Below are 15,511 nucleotides of genomic sequence, written 5' to 3'. Positions count from 1 at the left end.
GGTTCATTCTGACCCAGATTTGATTTTGTACAACCCATTAGTCCTTATTGACAAAGAGCCTTATTAAGACTACTGGCCGCCATTTTTTATTTAATGTTTTCACGTGAAACAATTTCTAAGACTTCACAGAATAGTTTGGTGCTTCTTTAGTAATTTGCACATCGTGAGGGTGAGATTCTTTCAAACCATTTCCGCTCATTTGGATAAACTGTGCTTCATCTCTTAGTTGTTTTAAGTTCGCTGCTCCAACATATCCCATCCCTGATTTTAGACCGCCGATCATTTGGAATAAAATATCTGCAACACTGCCTTTATAAGCCACTCGGCCTTCAATTCCTTCTGGAACAAGTTTATTTGCTTCATTAACTCCACCTTGGAAATAACGATCACTTGAACCTTTTTCCATAGCTCCTAGTGACCCCATTCCCCGATAGGTTTTGAAACGTCGACCTTGATAAATTTCAAATTCCCCTGGAGATTCATCCGTTCCTGCCAACATACTTCCTAGCATAACTGCATGTCCGCCAGCAGCCAAAGCTTTGACAATATCACCAGAATATTTGATACCACCATCTGCAATAATGGCTTTTCCATATTGTCGAGCCACTGAGGCAGCATCATAAATAGCCGTTAACTGAGGGACACCTACACCAGCGACAACACGTGTCGTACAGATGGAACCAGGACCAATACCAACTTTAACGACATCTACACCAGCGTCGTATAGAGCTTTTGTTCCCTCAGCAGTTGCGACATTCCCTGCAATTAATGTTGCTTCAGGAAAATGTGCTCTGATTTCAGAAATTTTACGCAGTACGCCTGCACTATGTCCATGAGCAGTATCGATTACGATCGCATCTGCTCCAGCATCTAACAATGCTTGTGCTCTTTCAAAGGTATCACTGGTCACACCTACAGCTGCCGCTACTAATAAACGGCCATGAGTGTCTTTAGCCGCGTTGGGGAATTCAATGACTTTTTCAATATCTTTGATCGTAATCAATCCACTTAAAATACCTTCATCATCAACGATCGGTAATTTTTCGATCTTATGTTTTTGCAAGATTTTCTCTGCATCTTTCAAAGAAGTACCAACCGGTGCCGTAACTAATTTTTCTTTGGTCATTACATCAGAAATTGCGATTGAATAATCCGTAACAAAACGCATATCTCGATTCGTGATGATTCCAACTAGTTTACGATTCTCCATTGTTTCAACAATAGGGACACCGCTGATTCGGTATTTACTCATAAGGTGTTCTGCATCTGCTACTAGATGACTAGGTGTTAAGAAGAACGGATCAATGATTACGCCACTTTCAGAACGTTTTACTTTCCGCACTTCATCTGCTTGGGCAGCAATACTCATATTTTTATGAATGACCCCTAATCCACCTTGACGAGCCATTGATATTGCCATTTTACTATCAGTTACTGTATCCATACTGGCACTCATGATCGGTATATTTAACGTAATATTTTTTGCAAGCTGCACATGCATATCCACATCATTTGGCAACACATGACTTTCTGCAGGTATCAATAATACATCATCAAACGTTAACCCTTTTTTTACAAATTTGGTTTCCCAGTTGGACATTTTTGTAACCACTCCTTAAAGTTAATATGTATTTTTAAAAAAATAGCAAATATTTTTTCATAAGTCAACTATTCGGAAAGCTTTCTTATTTATTCCTGTGTAATCTGAGAAAACAGCCAGAATCACAAAAGATTTCTATTTTCTCCCTCTTGTATGACACATAATAAAAAAGACCCACACGCATGAATGACATGTGGGAACTTATTATTATCCTCTAGGAACAGATAAGCTACTAATAATATTGTATTTCTTCTTCAAGTAATATTTAGCTGCTAGTGCCACAGCCCCAATCACAATTTCGATTAATGGGTCGACCTGTGGATTAAGTGGTGGTTGAAGCATAGCAGAAAGTGAGATAGTCACGATCCATACTAAGAAAGCTCCAACTAAAATCAAAATAATTTTCCACATTTTCGGACGTTTACTTTTATCTGCGCCTGGACGTTCATATTGATACATGTACTTGTACATTAAGTAGAAGACCCAACCAGCTAACATGGCCATTAAGAAGAGGGTCAACAATCCGTAAGGCTGTGCTTGACCTTTTGTAAATACCCCCATCACGCCGAGCATTAATCCAAAAATACCTAAAATAAGCAACGTATTGTCTAACCACATCAAGAATGGACCTGATTCTTTTTGTTCAACTGGCTTCGTGATGATTGCTTCCGTACGTTCAGAGACTGTCCCAAAAAGTTGTCTAGCGGTTTTACCACCTTTTTGTTCTTGAACAAGAATCGGTAACATCTCATGTAATGCGACAGTTTTTTCTTCTTCAGAAAGATTAGCTGCCTCCAAAGATTTTTTTAAATCAAAAATATATTGTTGGTTACGTTTTGTTAGTTGTTTTTCTAATTCACGATTTTCGGAAACATACGAGCGCAGAGTTTCTGGTTCCATAAATCATTTCTCCCTTCTGCGTGATTTCTTCACAAAGGACATTTTACCATATTTTTTTTTGGAAGAAAGCCTTTTATACATTAAAACGGAATAACATAACATCGCCGTCTTGAACGACGTATTCTTTTCCTTCTAAACGAACACGCCCAGCTTCTTTTGCTGCATGCATATTGCCATACTTATCCAAATCTTCAAAGGAAACAGTTTCTGCACGGATAAACCCTCGCTCGAAATCTGTATGAATAATTCCTGCAGCTTGAGGCGCTTTGATTCCTTTTCGGAAAGTCCATGCACGAACCTCTTGTTCCCCAGCTGTAAAGTAAGTGGCTAATCCTAATAAATCATAGGCCGCACGAATCAGTTGATCTAAACCAGATTCTTCAATGCCTAAAGCTTCCAAAAATTCTGCTTTATCTTCATCATCCAATTCAGCGATTTCTTCTTCTGCTCGAGCACTAATGACGATCACTTCCGCATGTTCACTCTCGGCAAATTCTTTCACACTTTTAATATAGGGATTCTCTTCTGCATTTGCCACATCATCTTCTGCAACGTTTGCTACATATAGAACAGGTTTTGTTGTCAGCAAAAACAATCCTCTAACGATTTTTTGTTCTTCTTCAGTAAATTCAATAGAACGTGCGGATAGACCTTCTTCTAAAACAGGTTTAATTTTATCTAAAACTGCTAATTCAGCTACAGCATCTTTATCTTTTGTTTTCGCAACTTTAGCAACACGTGCATAACGTTTATTGATAGATTCTAAATCAGCCAAGACTAATTCTAAATTAATAGTATCGATATCCGCTAGTGGATCTACCCGTCCTTCAACGTGTGTAATATTGTCATCATCAAAACAACGGACTACATGACAAATAGCATCTACCTGACGGATATGACTTAGAAATTGATTTCCTAGTCCTTCTCCTTTACTAGCTCCGCGAACGATTCCTGCGATATCCGTAAATTCAAATGTTGTCGGTACAGTTTTTTTTGGATGTACTAATTCCGTCAAACGTTGTAAACGCCAATCAGGGACTTCCACCATCCCTACATTTGGATCGATCGTAGCAAAAGGATAGTTTGCTGCTTCCGCTCCAGCTTTCGTTATAGCATTAAATAAAGTAGATTTACCTACATTAGGTAGTCCAACGATTCCAGCAGTTAAAGCCATTTATTATTTCACTCTTTCTCTTTTTTTTCTAGGATTTTTTTCATTTTTTTGTCGAACTCACGGCGAGTAAGCATAACAATATGGCCACAGTTCGTACATTTTATTTTGATGTCCGCACCCATACGGATAATTTCCCAACGGTTTGCTTTACATGCATGGGGTTTCTTCATTTCAACAATGTCACCAAGATCATACATATTTATCACCTCAAGCTTCATCAAATTGAATGTTCAATAAATCAAGGATTCGTGTTAAATCTTTCTGTGAAAGGTACTCAATCTCTATTTTCCCCTTACCTTCCTTTTCATGGATTTCAACATTTGTCCCAAACTTGTCCATTAGTCGTTCTTCACTTTCCCGCAAATAATAGGGTTTTTCACGAATCAAACGAGGAATTTTCTTCTTCTCATTTTTAGCATCATTCATTTCAGACACTAATTGTTCTAATTGGCGAACAGTAAGATTTTCTTTCACACATCGATTGGCTAATTTTAAAATCAGATCTTTGTTTTTTAACCCTAGCAGTGTGCGCGCCTGTCCCATTGATAAGCGTTCATCTTGTACCATCTCTTTTACCAACTTTGGCAATGATAATAGACGAAGATAATTTGCAATATAAGGACGACTTTTGCCTAATCGTGTTGCCACTTCTGCTTGTGTTAATTTAAGATTTTTCATCAGCATTTCATACGCTTCAGCTTCTTCTAAAGGATTTAAATCTTCTCTTTGCAGATTCTCTAGAACAGCTACTTGCATCATTGCTTCTTCATCAAAATCACGGATAATTGCAGGTATCGTTTCTTTTTTTGCTAACTTGGATGCACGAAAACGTCGTTCACCAGCAATGATTTCATAGCCCTTTACAGTAGATTTTCTAACAATAATCGGCTGAAAAACACCTGCGTGTTGAATTGAATTAGCTAGTTCTTGAAGTGAGACTTCATCGAAGGTTTTACGTGGCTGGTAAGGGTTTGGTCTTAATTCATTTAAAGGGAGCTCAACCACTTCCTCTGTTTTGATATCTACTTCTTCTAAGCCTTGAAGATCTTGAAATAGTGCATCGATCCCCCGTCCTAAACCTTTCCCTTTATTTTTCACGAGTCAACACTTCCTTTGCTAATGTCTGATATACTTCAGCACCCTTTGAACGTGGATCATAATCAATAATAGATAGACCATGACTTGGGGCTTCTGATAAGCGTACATTACGTGGAATAATTGTCTCATAAACTTTTTCTTGGAAATAACGACGAACTTCTTCTACTACTTCAGCACCTAGATTTGTCCGTGCATCGTACATTGTCAACAAAACACCTTCAATTTCTAATTCAGGATTAAAGTGCTTTTGAACTAGACGCACGGTATTCAATAACTGACTTAGTCCTTCCAATGCGTAATATTCACATTGAACGGGTATTAAAATAGAGTCGCTGGCTGTAAATGCGTTGATCGTCAAATGTCCAAGAGAGGGGGGGCAATCAATAAATATATAGTCATATTGATCTTTGATTTCATTCAATGCCGATTTCAAACGAGATTCCCGAGCCATCATTGAAGTTAATTCAATTTCAGCACCAGCTAATTGAATCGTCGCAGGAACAATATCTAAATTCTCACGACTACTTGGCAATATTGCCTCTACGATTGGTGTTTCATTCACCAATACATCGTAGATATCTTTATCAACATCTGGTTTACGAATTCCTACTCCACTTGTGGCGTTTCCTTGAGCATCAATATCTACTAGTAAGACTTTTTTTCCTACATAAGCCAAACAAGCACCCAGGTTGACTGTAGTTGTTGTTTTGCCTACGCCGCCTTTTTGATTTGCCACCGAAATAATACGTGCCATTCTGCTTCCTCCTACTTGATTGGTTGTTTCGCCGGCAAACCAGGTTTGCGCGGGTATTTTTTTGGCGTTTCTTTCGTTTTTTTGATGATCAAAAGATGCCGTTCATCATTACTAACAGGCAATGTCAATTTTTTTTCTTCAATAAACTTACCACCAAGTAATGCGATTGCTGATTTTGCTTCTATTAATTCTTCTTCGCTTTTTGCTGCTTTTAAGGCAAAGAAATACCCGTTCTTTTTAACGAGAGGCAAGCATAGTTCCGTTAAAATATTTAAACGAGCTACTGCTCGAGCAGTGACATAATCAAAGGATTCTCGGAACTCTTTTTGACCAAATGTTTCTGCTCGATCGTGAAACAAGTAAACATCTTTTAAACCTAAATCTGCCACTAAAGTTTGTAGAAAAGTAATCCGTTTATTCAGTGAATCAACGATTGTTATCTTTAGTTGTGGGAAGATGATTTTCAATGGAATACTAGGAAAACCTGCTCCAGAACCGACATCACATAAATGTGCATCTTCTTTGAATGCTGTCACAAAAGCTAAAGAAATCGAATCATAAAAGTGTTTCAAATATACTTCTTTTTGATCGGTAATTGCAGTGAGGTTCATTTTTTGATTCCATTCAATCAACCGATCATAGTAAGTAGCAAATTGCTTGAGCTGTTCAGATGACAACTCAATTCCTTGAATAGATAATTGTTTTTGAAATTCTTCTGGCAGCATAATGAATCCTTTCTATTTTTGTGAAACAGAAAAATGTTTCACAGACTAATTCCTACTTTAACGCAAAAAGTTTTGAGATGCAATAGGAATACATTGCTTTCAAAGAGATTTTAATTTTTCCTCGACGGTTTTTATTTAATTGTTTGTGGTTAGTTTATGGCAAAAATTTGAACTTGTACTCAGACAAAAAAATGCATCATTTTCCATGACCGGTAAATACTAACTCACTAGACTTAAAAAATACAATTACAAAATTGTATCTGTATTCTGATGAAATTGTTACTTGTATGAATAGTCAGTAAGCAGCTGTAAAAGTGTATTATCAGTTCTATCAATTTTTTAGTTAAATAATATAGAAAGAATCTGTTTTTCAAAAAAATTGATCGATAAAATAAGAGCTACCCTTCAACATGAAGGATAGCTCTTATTTTTTCTATTATTAATTAATGAACGCGAGGTTCATTATTTTCTTGCATACGATCAGATGTTCGTTCTACTGCACCTTTAGCTTTTTCTGTTTGTCGAGAAGCAAAATCTCCTGTTTTTGATGCCGCGTTGGAGACTTTATCTTGAACTGTCTCGCTATCTTCTTGATACTCAGCTTCTGACTTAATATCGACCACATTGATATTGACTTCAATTACATCTAGTTGAGTCATATTGGCTACTTCTCTATGAATCACTTCTTTAACTCTCTCCGCAACTTCTGGAATATTTCGTCCGTACTCTACCACAATATCCATATCAACAGCGACTTGTTTTTTGCCAACTTCAGTATTGATCCCAGAGGTTACATTATCTGTATTTACTAATTTCTCTGCAATATTTGAGAAAAACCCTCCATCAACTGTTAACAGACCATCAACATCTTCCAGAGCGATACCAATAATTTTTTGAATAACTTTATCATCATAGGTCAAAGAACCATTTACGGATGTTTCTCCAGTAGGACCTTGAAATCCACTAGGTTTTTCTGTCTGATTATGATGTTGGTTTCCAACTGTTGCTTGGTGCTGTTCAACCGCTTCTTGCGCATGAGGTACAACTGGGTCTGGTGCTTCTGTCATCGGAATATCGTTTTCTTTTGTCGTATGATCCGTGTTTGGTACGACTGGATCTGGATGTGCACTTACTGGTTTTTCATTTTTTAATTCGTTTTTTTCGTTATTCATTTAAATTCCTCCTGAGTTCTTATTGTTTTAGAAATTGATCTAACATTCCCGTTCTCTGTACGTACATCCCTAGGGCAAAGCCTAATCCTGTGAGCATAATGATCAGTAGTGTTTTGAAAAAGCCAATGCTGACAAATAGTAAAGCTAACACTAATCCAATCGCTCCAAAGATAATAGGGATCTTATATTGTTCAAGCTCTTTCATTGATAGACCTCCTATTCTACACGTGGATTTTCTGTAGTGTTCTGTTCTTCGTAGTTCGTATAAGAAACATCGACTTTGACTTTTTCACTTGATCCTAACGTTCTCTGCAAATCTTGCTGGATCTCAGTCATCAAATTCTCTGTTTTACCTACCAATGCAGAAGTACGTTTTAATCTTCCTTTGATTTTTACGCTGATTCGATTTTTAGTTGCTTTAACATTCACTTTAGGTCCATCAACAAATTCTTTTTCACTAACCTTTGTTCGTACTAAACCTTCAATTGCTTTTTTATCAATCGACAATGTTCCTTTATCCTCTTTCAAAACAAAAGTAGCTTTTGTTCTAGGATAGAAGATAATAACTAGAATGAAACAAAGGAAAAAGATAATTAGAACTGCTGCTGCCCAAAAAAGATATTGTTGTAGGAAATAATTCGTGAAAAAGAAGGAAATAAATCTTTCTTTTCGATCTAAGCCAAACGGTAAACTAAAATAAGGATTGCCCAATAATAATATTGGCAATAACACAGTAATAAAAATCAATGAAACTACAATCGCTAAAGTTTTCCATCCTTTATTCATAAGACACCTCCTAATATTTGATCACTTCTTATAGATTGATTGCTTCTCCACCAGTTACTCCATAAATTTGAGCTGTTACATAGCTTGCTTTGTTCGACGCCAGAAAAACATACACAGGTGCTAACTCGGCTGGTTGTCCTGCACGTTGTAACAACGAATTTTGGCCAAATTCAGGTAACTGATCCTGAGGTTGTCCATGATCCAACTGTAGAGGTGTCCAAATTGGGCCTGGTGCTACACCGTTTACTCTAATTCCCTTTTCAGCAAACTGTTTTGCCAAACTAACTGTGAAACTAGCAATAGCAGCCTTAGTTGCAGCATAATCCATTAAATGAGCACTTGGACTAAAAGCTTGAACAGAAGTCGTTGTCACAATGGCCCCACCTGCTGGGAGATGAGGTTCTGCAGCTTTAACTAAAGCAAACATGGATAATATATTCACCATGAACGTATCTTTTACTTGCTCAAAGGGTAATTCTGAAATAGAGGGACGTGTGATTTGTTGCGCAGCGTTCAAAACAAGCGTATCCAAACCGCCTAGCCCTTTTACTGCTTTTTCAACGATTTCTTGAGGAGCTGCTTCATCTCTCAGATCATATGGTAATAGGATAGCTTTACGTCCAGCTTGTTCGATATAGTGAGCAACTTCCTCGGCATCTTTTTCTTCTCCTGGAAAAAAATGTAAGGCGATATCGGCCCCTTCTCGTGCAAAAGCAATGGCTGCCGCTCGACCAATTCCTGAATCTCCACCCGTAATCAGTACCCGTCGATTTTCTAATTGATTTGTTCCTTCATATGTTTCTTCTCCACAATCCGGCTCAGGCATCATTTCTTCTTGCTAAGCAGGAGTATCTTGATCCTGTTTTTTAAATTTACCTGTTTGATAAAGTTCGCGCGGATCATTCAAAATAGGTTCACTCATCTTACATCCTCCTTTTGTCTATAACAAAATTCTAAACCATTAAATTTTTTTTTGGAAATATAACGCTTATTTAATTTTAAAATCAAAAATAATTTCAATAAAAAATGAGCAAAGAAAGCGTACACAAAAAGGGTTTTAATAAGGATATAGAAGGTAAAATAATTTATTTCTCTTTCCGTACTGAAATTCAATTTTTTCCATATTTTGGCAAAAGTAGGTAAACTAAAAGAAAAAAGGGGGAGTACAAAATGCCTTGGAATATGAAAGATTATCCTGCTTCAATGAAAAACTTGGATCCGTTGGTTCGAAAAAAAGCAATTGATATTGCAAATGCTTTGTTGAATGATGGCTATACAGACGATCGGGCAATTCCTATTGCTACTAGCCAAGCGGAAAAATGGCTAGAAAATGCCAGTGAAGAAGAAAAGAAAGAATTTCGTAAGGAAAAAAATCCTCAAAAAGATGATCCGCATACCAAAAATAAAAATGCAAAAAAACTTCTGACAGCCAATGTTCAAGTAAAATTTGAAGAAGATAAATGGATTGTTTTATCTGAAGGCGCTAAACGAGCTAGTGATCATTTTAATATTAAAGAAGATGCCATTGCTCGGGCAAAAGAAATCGCTGAAAATAAAAAAACTGGTGTAGAAGTATTTAAAAAAGACGGTAGTCACCAAAAAGATTACGACTTTTCCGAATAAAAAAACCAGCCTCTTTAGGCTGGTTCTGTTATTTTCGCAATCTTTCCTTGTTCGATGTAGACCATCAATATACTTATGTCGGCTGGATTTACGCCACTAATTCGGCTGGCCTGAGCGATGGTTTCTGGTTGTATTTTTTGTAGTTTTTGTTTTGCTTCAGTTGCAAGACCATTGATTGCTTCATAATCAATGTTTTCAGGAATCCGTTTTGCTTCCATGCGTTTTAGTTTTTCTACTTTTTCAAGGGCTTTTTTGATATATCCTTCATATTTGATCTGAATCTCTACTTGCTCAATTTCCTTCGGCTTTAATGCAGGGTTTGCTTCGATAAACTGCAAGAGTTCTTGATAATTTACTTCTGGACGGCGTAGAAATTCATTTGCTAGAACACCATCTTTTAATGGAGCGGTTCCTTTCTCTTTGAGGAAAGTTTGAACAGATGGTGTTGGTTTGATACGTACTTTTTTTAGACGTTGGATTTCCTCTTCTACAGCTGTTTTTTTTGTTAGATAGGCTTGGTATTGTGGCTCTTCCACTAAGCCAATTTGGTGTCCGACTTCTGTTAGACGAAGATCCGCATTATCGTGACGCAGCAACAACCGATATTCTGCTCTCGATGTCAATAGACGGTATGGCTCATTAGTCCCTTTTGTTACTAGATCATCGATCATTACTCCGATGTATCCATCACTACGTTTCATAATAAAAGGCTCTTTTCCTTGAATCTTAAGAGCAGCATTTATGCCAGCAATCAATCCTTGACCCGCTGCTTCTTCATATCCGCTCGTTCCATTTGTTTGTCCTGCTGTAAAAAGGTTAGCGATGACTTTTGTTTCTAACGTTGGTCGTAACTGATGTGGTACTACAACATCATATTCAATAGCATAACCCGTACGCATCATCTCAACTTTTTCAAGCCCGGCAATCGAATGGAGCATATTGACTTGGACGTCTTCTGGAAGAGAAGTTGAAAGTCCTTGGACATACACTTCTTCGGTATCTAAACCTTCTGGCTCTAAAAATAATTGGTGGCGTGATTTATCGGCAAAACGTACGATTTTGTCCTCGATCGAAGGGCAGTACCTTGCTCCAACCCCTTCAACGATTCCAGTAAACATTGGTGCACGATGAATATTATCATTAATGATTTGATGTGTATGTTCATTGGTATAGGTTAACCAGCAAGGTTCTTGATTGGTTTTGTATTGGCTATCTGGTGTACTGTAACTAAAGTGATTAGGGGCTTCGTCACCGGGTTGGATCTCAGTTACATCATAGTTGATGGTACTTGACTTCACACGTGGCGGCGTACCAGTTTTGAAGCGCGCAATTTCTAAACCTAACTCTTTTAAATGATCAGCAAGTCCAATGGATGGTTGAGAATTATTAGGTCCCGAAGAATATTTTAGTTCACCAATAATAATTTCCCCACGTAGCGCAGTTCCAGCAGTAATGATCACCGATTTTGCTTGGTAACGAGCTCCAGTTGCAGTAACAACGCCTTTACAAATACCATCCTCAACAATCAATTTCTCTACAATACCCTGGCGTAATGTCAAATTTTGCTCCATTTCAATGGTTTTTTTCATTTCAGAAGCATAGGCATGTTTATCTGCTTGTGCACGCAATGCACGCACAGCCGGTCCTTTACCTGTATTCAACATTCTCATTTGAATGTATGTTTTGTCGATGTTCTTCCCCATCTCGCCCCCGAGAGCATCAATCTCTCTAACAACTACACCTTTAGCAGGACCTCCTACTGATGGATTACAAGGCATAAATGCAACCATATCTAAATTGATGGTTAACAATAATGTTTTACACCCCATACGGCTAGCTGCAAGAGCAGCCTCTGATCCAGCATGACCTGCACCAACTACTATGACTTCATATTCTTCTGCTTGATATTCTTGCATCGTATTCTCCTTTGGTAATTTTATTTTCCTAAACAAAATTGACTAAATAACTGCGTAATTAATTCATCTTGAACACTATCTCCAACAATTTCGCCTAAATAATCCCAGCAACGAGTCATGTCGATTTGCACAAGATCAACAGGCATCCCACTTTCAATTCCTTGAATCACTTCTGCTAATGAATGTTCTGCTTTTTCCAATAATGCAATATGACGAGTGTTTGAGAGATAAGAAGCATCTTTGTCTCCTGTATTTCCACCAAAAAACAAGTCAGCTATTGCTTGTTCAAGTTGATCCAATCCTTCACTCGTTAATACCGAAATAGGAAGAGCAGGCTCATTCTCCAAATAGGGCACTAAATCTTCTTGATTGATTCTTGAAGGTAAATCTGTTTTATTTAGCAAAATGATTCGTTTATTTCCAGATGTAATATCCAATAATTGTTTATCTTCTGTCGTGAGTGACTCACTTTGATTTAGTACTAATAAAATCAAATCCGCTTCACTGAGTGCTTTGCGACTACGTTCAACACCAATTTTCTCAACGATATCTTCTGTTTCACGAATTCCTGCGGTATCAACTAACTTTAAAGGCACACCACGTACGTTTACATACTCTTCAATAACATCTCTAGTAGTACCTGCAATATCTGTTACAATTGCTTTCTCTTCCCGTAATAAGTGATTTAGCAGACTTGACTTGCCTACGTTTGGCCGACCAATAATTGCTGTACTGAGACCTTCTCGTAAAATTTTTCCTTGCTGTGCTGTCTGTAAAAGAGCTTGTATCTGTTTCTGGACTTGATTTGCCTTTTCTAATAATAAACGTGTTGTCAATTCTTCGACATCATCATATTCTGGATAATCGATATTTACTTCTACCTGTGCCAATGTCTCTAAGATCTCTTGCCGTAGTTGTCGGATCAATCTTGAGAGGTTACCATCTAATTGGTTGATAGCGAGATTCATTGCTTTATCAGTTTTTGCACGAATCAAATCCAGCACTGCTTCAGCTTGAGATAAATCAACACGCCCATTAAGAAAAGCACGCTTTGTAAACTCTCCCGGTTCAGCCAACCGTGCTCCTTGACGCAAAACTAATTGCAAAATTTGATTAACGACAACAATCCCGCCGTGACAATTGATTTCTACTATATCTTCTCTAGTAAAAGTTTTTGGTTTTCTCATGATCGATACCATAACTTCATCCATCATTTGATACTTCTCAGGGTCAAAAATATGGCCATAATGTATCGTGTGGCTACTCACATCTATTAGTTTTTTCTTTCCTGATTGAAAGACAGCATCTGCTATGGAAATTGCTTGTTCACCACTTAATCGAACAATACTGATCGCTCCTTCACCAGGGGGCGTAGATATTGCTGCAATCGTATCAAATTCCTGCGTAATACTCACCATACTAAAGCTCCTCCTAATTTTTCGCATAAAAAAAGCGCCCACTCCACCCGTCAAACTCATAACGGATAGACTTAGCACTTTGACTGCTTGTCATATAAAATTCTGGGAATAGATTAGCATACTTTTTATTTTGTCGCAAGTCTACTTGGTAAACTTTTAATCTTTTGCATCAAACACTAAAAACATTTAAAATAAAGGAAACAATAAGAAATGAGGGATTTTTATGGATACGTCCAAAAAAATAGATACTTCTTCTCGCATCAAGGAAATCATTCTTTCTACCGGAAATGTCAATCGGCCATACATTGTTCGCGATATTGTCTTTGCCGCAGATAAAATTGAAGTAGATTTATTTGATCCTGAAATCGATTTGAATGCGCTTCTCTCTGATGTTGCTTTTCGTCTGAAAGAAAAAGCGCACAGTTATGGTGCTAATGCTGTAATCAACTGCCATTTTGAACATGATCGGATCGTAGAAAACGGGAAAACTTTTTTAGAAATTTTTGCTTATGGAACAGTTGTACAGTTTACACAATCTACAATCGGCGGCTAATTTCCCTCAACAATAAACTGCTAAACCTCGATACTACCAATACAATTAATATAAAAAAAGAGTCCGTGGCAAACGGACTCTTTTTTTCACCAAAGTAAGAACTACTCATCGTATGTTTACTTTGATAAGAATGATTTCTAGTCAAGAATACTTGGTTTCAAATATCTTGTCAATTCCTTTAGACTTAAAAGTTTTTTTTCGCTGGTTCAACCACCAAGTACCGATAAGGCTCGTCACCTTCAGAGTGTGTTTGTATTTGGGCATCCTTACTTAATGCAGAATGGATTTGCTTTCTTTCAAAAGCTGGCATAGGTTCTAAAAAGACTGGTCTACCTGTGCGTTTAACTTTTTCTGCTGTTCTATTGGCCAGACGCTCTAAAATTGCCTGACGCTTTTCACGATAATCACCTACATTAACAACCACGGATAGCTTATTTGCTGCGATTCGATGAATATATACTTGTGCCAGATATTGTAAAGCATTTAGTGTTTTTCCATGTTTTCCAATCAGGAGTCCTTGCTTTTGTGTATCTAGATGAAAAACGATCAAGCCATCTTCTCGTGCTGTTTTTACAAGGGCTGGTGCATTCAATGCTTTAGAAATGTTAGTCAAATATAAAGCAAGATGAGTAAGTGCTTCATCATCAGAAAGATCCTTTGCGTTAGGTTTTTCTTCCGTATCTGCTTGCGATTTTGCAGTAAGCACTGATTCCTCAAGTTCAGGTTCTAAGATTTCTTCAATTATTTCAGTTACTGATTCTGTGATGATTTTTGATTCATCCGCAGCACTTCTTTCAATTGATACGCGGGCATTCTTTTTACCAATACCCAAAAAACCTTTTTTCCCCTCATCCAAAACATCGATCACTGCTTGATCCTTGTTTAAACCTAAAGCATGCAATCCTTCTTGGATAGCTTCATCTACTGTAAGACCTTCATAAATCGGCATTATCTGCAACCTCCTTTTATTTCTTACGTTTTTTCTTAGGACTCATTGCTTTCTTCAGCGCTCTTTCTCGTTCTCTTTCTTTTCGAGCAGCTTCTTCTCTTTCTTGACGAATCTTGAATGGATTATTCAAAATCAACGTTTGTACTACTTGGAATGCATTGGATACAACCCAGTATAAAGATAAACCACTAGCGATATTGATCCCCATCAATAAAATCATCAATGGCATTGCAAAATTCATTATCTTTAAACTAGCATTTGATTCTATTTGACTCATACTAGACAAATAAGTACTTGCAAATGTAAATAGTGCAGCTAATATAGGTAAAATAAAGTAAGGATCTCGGTCCCCTAATTGTAACCACAAAAATTTTCCTTCTTGTAAAGCTGGAACCCGCGAAATCGATTGCCATAATGCCATCAAAATTGGCATTTGGACAAGTAGCGGCAAACATCCGGCATAAGGATTCACATTATTTTCTGCATAAAGCCGTTGCGTTTCTGCACGTAATTTATTTTGTGTTTCACTATCTTTCGATGCATATTGTTGTTGCAGAGCTTTTAATTTTGGCTGCAATTCTTGAGTTTTTCGCATACTCTTTGTTTGAAAATGCATTAAAGGCATGAGAATAATCCGAATGATCAGAGTAAATAGAATGATCCCAATCCCAGCATTGCCAAAAGATAGCATCTTGATCGCTTCAGCAAAGTAATAAACGATATAACGATCCCATAATCCTGAACTTTGCGCATTCACTTCCCCAGTTGCGCTACAGGCAGACAAGACAACTACCAATGAGACGATCCCCAAAAATAGTAAGATACGTTTTCCTTTTTTCACTT

The 15,511-nt window shown here is 37.4% G+C and carries 16 protein-coding genes and 1 pseudogene; 2 read left to right on the top strand and 15 right to left on the bottom strand.

Annotated elements, in window-relative coordinates; all coding sequences use genetic code 11:
- Positions 1-115 precede the first annotated feature (115 nt).
- From guaB to AB5Z52_RS07795, 11 genes and pseudogenes are all read right to left on the bottom strand, one after another.
- Positions 116-1,600, bottom strand: coding sequence for an IMP dehydrogenase (guaB, locus tag AB5Z52_RS07845; protein WP_003129164.1), 1,485 nt, complete (start codon positions 1,598-1,600; stop codon positions 116-118).
- Between the two features lie 207 nt (positions 1,601-1,807).
- On the bottom strand, positions 1,808-2,500 hold the full coding sequence (locus tag AB5Z52_RS07840) for a DUF1129 domain-containing protein (RefSeq protein WP_003129165.1): 693 nt from the start codon (positions 2,498-2,500) through the stop codon (positions 1,808-1,810).
- A 73-nt stretch (positions 2,501-2,573) separates the two neighbouring features.
- Positions 2,574-3,674 (bottom strand): redox-regulated ATPase YchF, encoded by a 1,101-nt coding sequence (ychF, locus tag AB5Z52_RS07835; RefSeq protein ID WP_029487362.1) that lies wholly within the window; start codon positions 3,672-3,674, stop codon positions 2,574-2,576.
- Between the two features lie 8 nt (positions 3,675-3,682).
- Positions 3,683-3,871, bottom strand: coding sequence for a DUF951 domain-containing protein (locus tag AB5Z52_RS07830; protein ID WP_021148890.1), 189 nt, complete (start codon positions 3,869-3,871; stop codon positions 3,683-3,685).
- 10 nt (positions 3,872-3,881) lie between these two features.
- The gene (locus AB5Z52_RS07825; protein WP_003129168.1) at positions 3,882-4,772 is read right to left on the bottom strand and encodes a ParB/RepB/Spo0J family partition protein; all 891 of its coding nucleotides are present in this window, start codon (positions 4,770-4,772) and stop codon (positions 3,882-3,884) included.
- Positions 4,762-5,526, bottom strand: coding sequence for a ParA family protein (locus AB5Z52_RS07820; protein WP_003129169.1), 765 nt, complete (start codon positions 5,524-5,526; stop codon positions 4,762-4,764). Before AB5Z52_RS07820 ends, AB5Z52_RS07825 begins: the two co-directional genes overlap by 11 nt.
- Positions 5,527-5,537: 11 nt before the next feature.
- Positions 5,538-6,251 carry a 16S rRNA (guanine(527)-N(7))-methyltransferase RsmG gene (rsmG, locus tag AB5Z52_RS07815; protein WP_003129171.1) on the bottom strand — a complete coding sequence of 238 codons (714 nt, stop codon included), beginning with the start codon at positions 6,249-6,251 and terminating at the stop codon, positions 5,538-5,540.
- A gap of 443 nt (positions 6,252-6,694) precedes the next feature.
- Positions 6,695-7,423 (bottom strand): Asp23/Gls24 family envelope stress response protein, encoded by a 729-nt coding sequence (locus AB5Z52_RS07810; protein ID WP_005473101.1) that lies wholly within the window; start codon positions 7,421-7,423, stop codon positions 6,695-6,697.
- A gap of 19 nt (positions 7,424-7,442) precedes the next feature.
- On the bottom strand, positions 7,443-7,628 hold the full coding sequence (locus AB5Z52_RS07805; protein WP_005473099.1) for a DUF2273 domain-containing protein: 186 nt from the start codon (positions 7,626-7,628) through the stop codon (positions 7,443-7,445).
- An 11-nt stretch (positions 7,629-7,639) separates the two neighbouring features.
- Positions 7,640-8,209: an alkaline shock response membrane anchor protein AmaP gene (amaP, locus tag AB5Z52_RS07800; protein ID WP_005473097.1), complete on the bottom strand. Its 570-nt coding sequence runs from the start codon at positions 8,207-8,209 to the stop codon at positions 7,640-7,642.
- A 28-nt stretch (positions 8,210-8,237) separates the two neighbouring features.
- Positions 8,238-9,131, bottom strand: a pseudogene (locus AB5Z52_RS07795) (SDR family oxidoreductase).
- A gap of 248 nt (positions 9,132-9,379) precedes the next feature.
- Between AB5Z52_RS07795 and AB5Z52_RS07790 the strand changes: the two are divergent.
- A complete protein-coding gene (locus AB5Z52_RS07790) occupies positions 9,380-9,832 on the top strand; it encodes a DUF2188 domain-containing protein (RefSeq protein ID WP_005473095.1) in 453 nt (150 codons plus the stop codon).
- A 14-nt stretch (positions 9,833-9,846) separates the two neighbouring features.
- Here the strand turns inward: AB5Z52_RS07790 and mnmG are convergent, their stop codons facing one another.
- A complete protein-coding gene (gene mnmG / locus AB5Z52_RS07785; protein ID WP_005473093.1) occupies positions 9,847-11,748 on the bottom strand; it encodes a tRNA uridine-5-carboxymethylaminomethyl(34) synthesis enzyme MnmG in 1,902 nt (633 codons plus the stop codon).
- A gap of 20 nt (positions 11,749-11,768) precedes the next feature.
- Positions 11,769-13,166, bottom strand: coding sequence for a tRNA uridine-5-carboxymethylaminomethyl(34) synthesis GTPase MnmE (gene mnmE / locus AB5Z52_RS07780; protein ID WP_368243690.1), 1,398 nt, complete (start codon positions 13,164-13,166; stop codon positions 11,769-11,771).
- 223 nt (positions 13,167-13,389) lie between these two features.
- Here mnmE and AB5Z52_RS07775 point away from each other — a divergent pair, with 223 nt between their 5' ends.
- On the top strand, positions 13,390-13,719 hold the full coding sequence (locus tag AB5Z52_RS07775) for a heavy metal-binding domain-containing protein (protein ID WP_003129184.1): 330 nt from the start codon (positions 13,390-13,392) through the stop codon (positions 13,717-13,719).
- Positions 13,720-13,903: 184 nt separating this feature from the next.
- Here the strand turns inward: AB5Z52_RS07775 and jag are convergent, their stop codons facing one another.
- Together jag and AB5Z52_RS07765 are read right to left on the bottom strand one after the other, a co-directional pair.
- On the bottom strand, positions 13,904-14,668 hold the full coding sequence (jag, locus tag AB5Z52_RS07770) for an RNA-binding cell elongation regulator Jag/EloR (protein WP_003129185.1): 765 nt from the start codon (positions 14,666-14,668) through the stop codon (positions 13,904-13,906).
- Between the two features lie 16 nt (positions 14,669-14,684).
- On the bottom strand, positions 14,685-15,509 hold the full coding sequence (locus AB5Z52_RS07765) for a membrane protein insertase YidC (RefSeq protein ID WP_003129186.1): 825 nt from the start codon (positions 15,507-15,509) through the stop codon (positions 14,685-14,687).
- Positions 15,510-15,511 lie beyond the last annotated feature (2 nt).

This window comes from Enterococcus sp. RTP21361st1_A6_RTP21361_211029 (genome assembly GCF_040910045.1).
GTDB classification, from domain to species: domain Bacteria; phylum Bacillota; class Bacilli; order Lactobacillales; family Enterococcaceae; genus Enterococcus_D; species Enterococcus_D gallinarum.
Note: the sequence above shows the minus strand (reverse complement) of the source record. Positions and strands in the feature narration are given on the sequence as shown.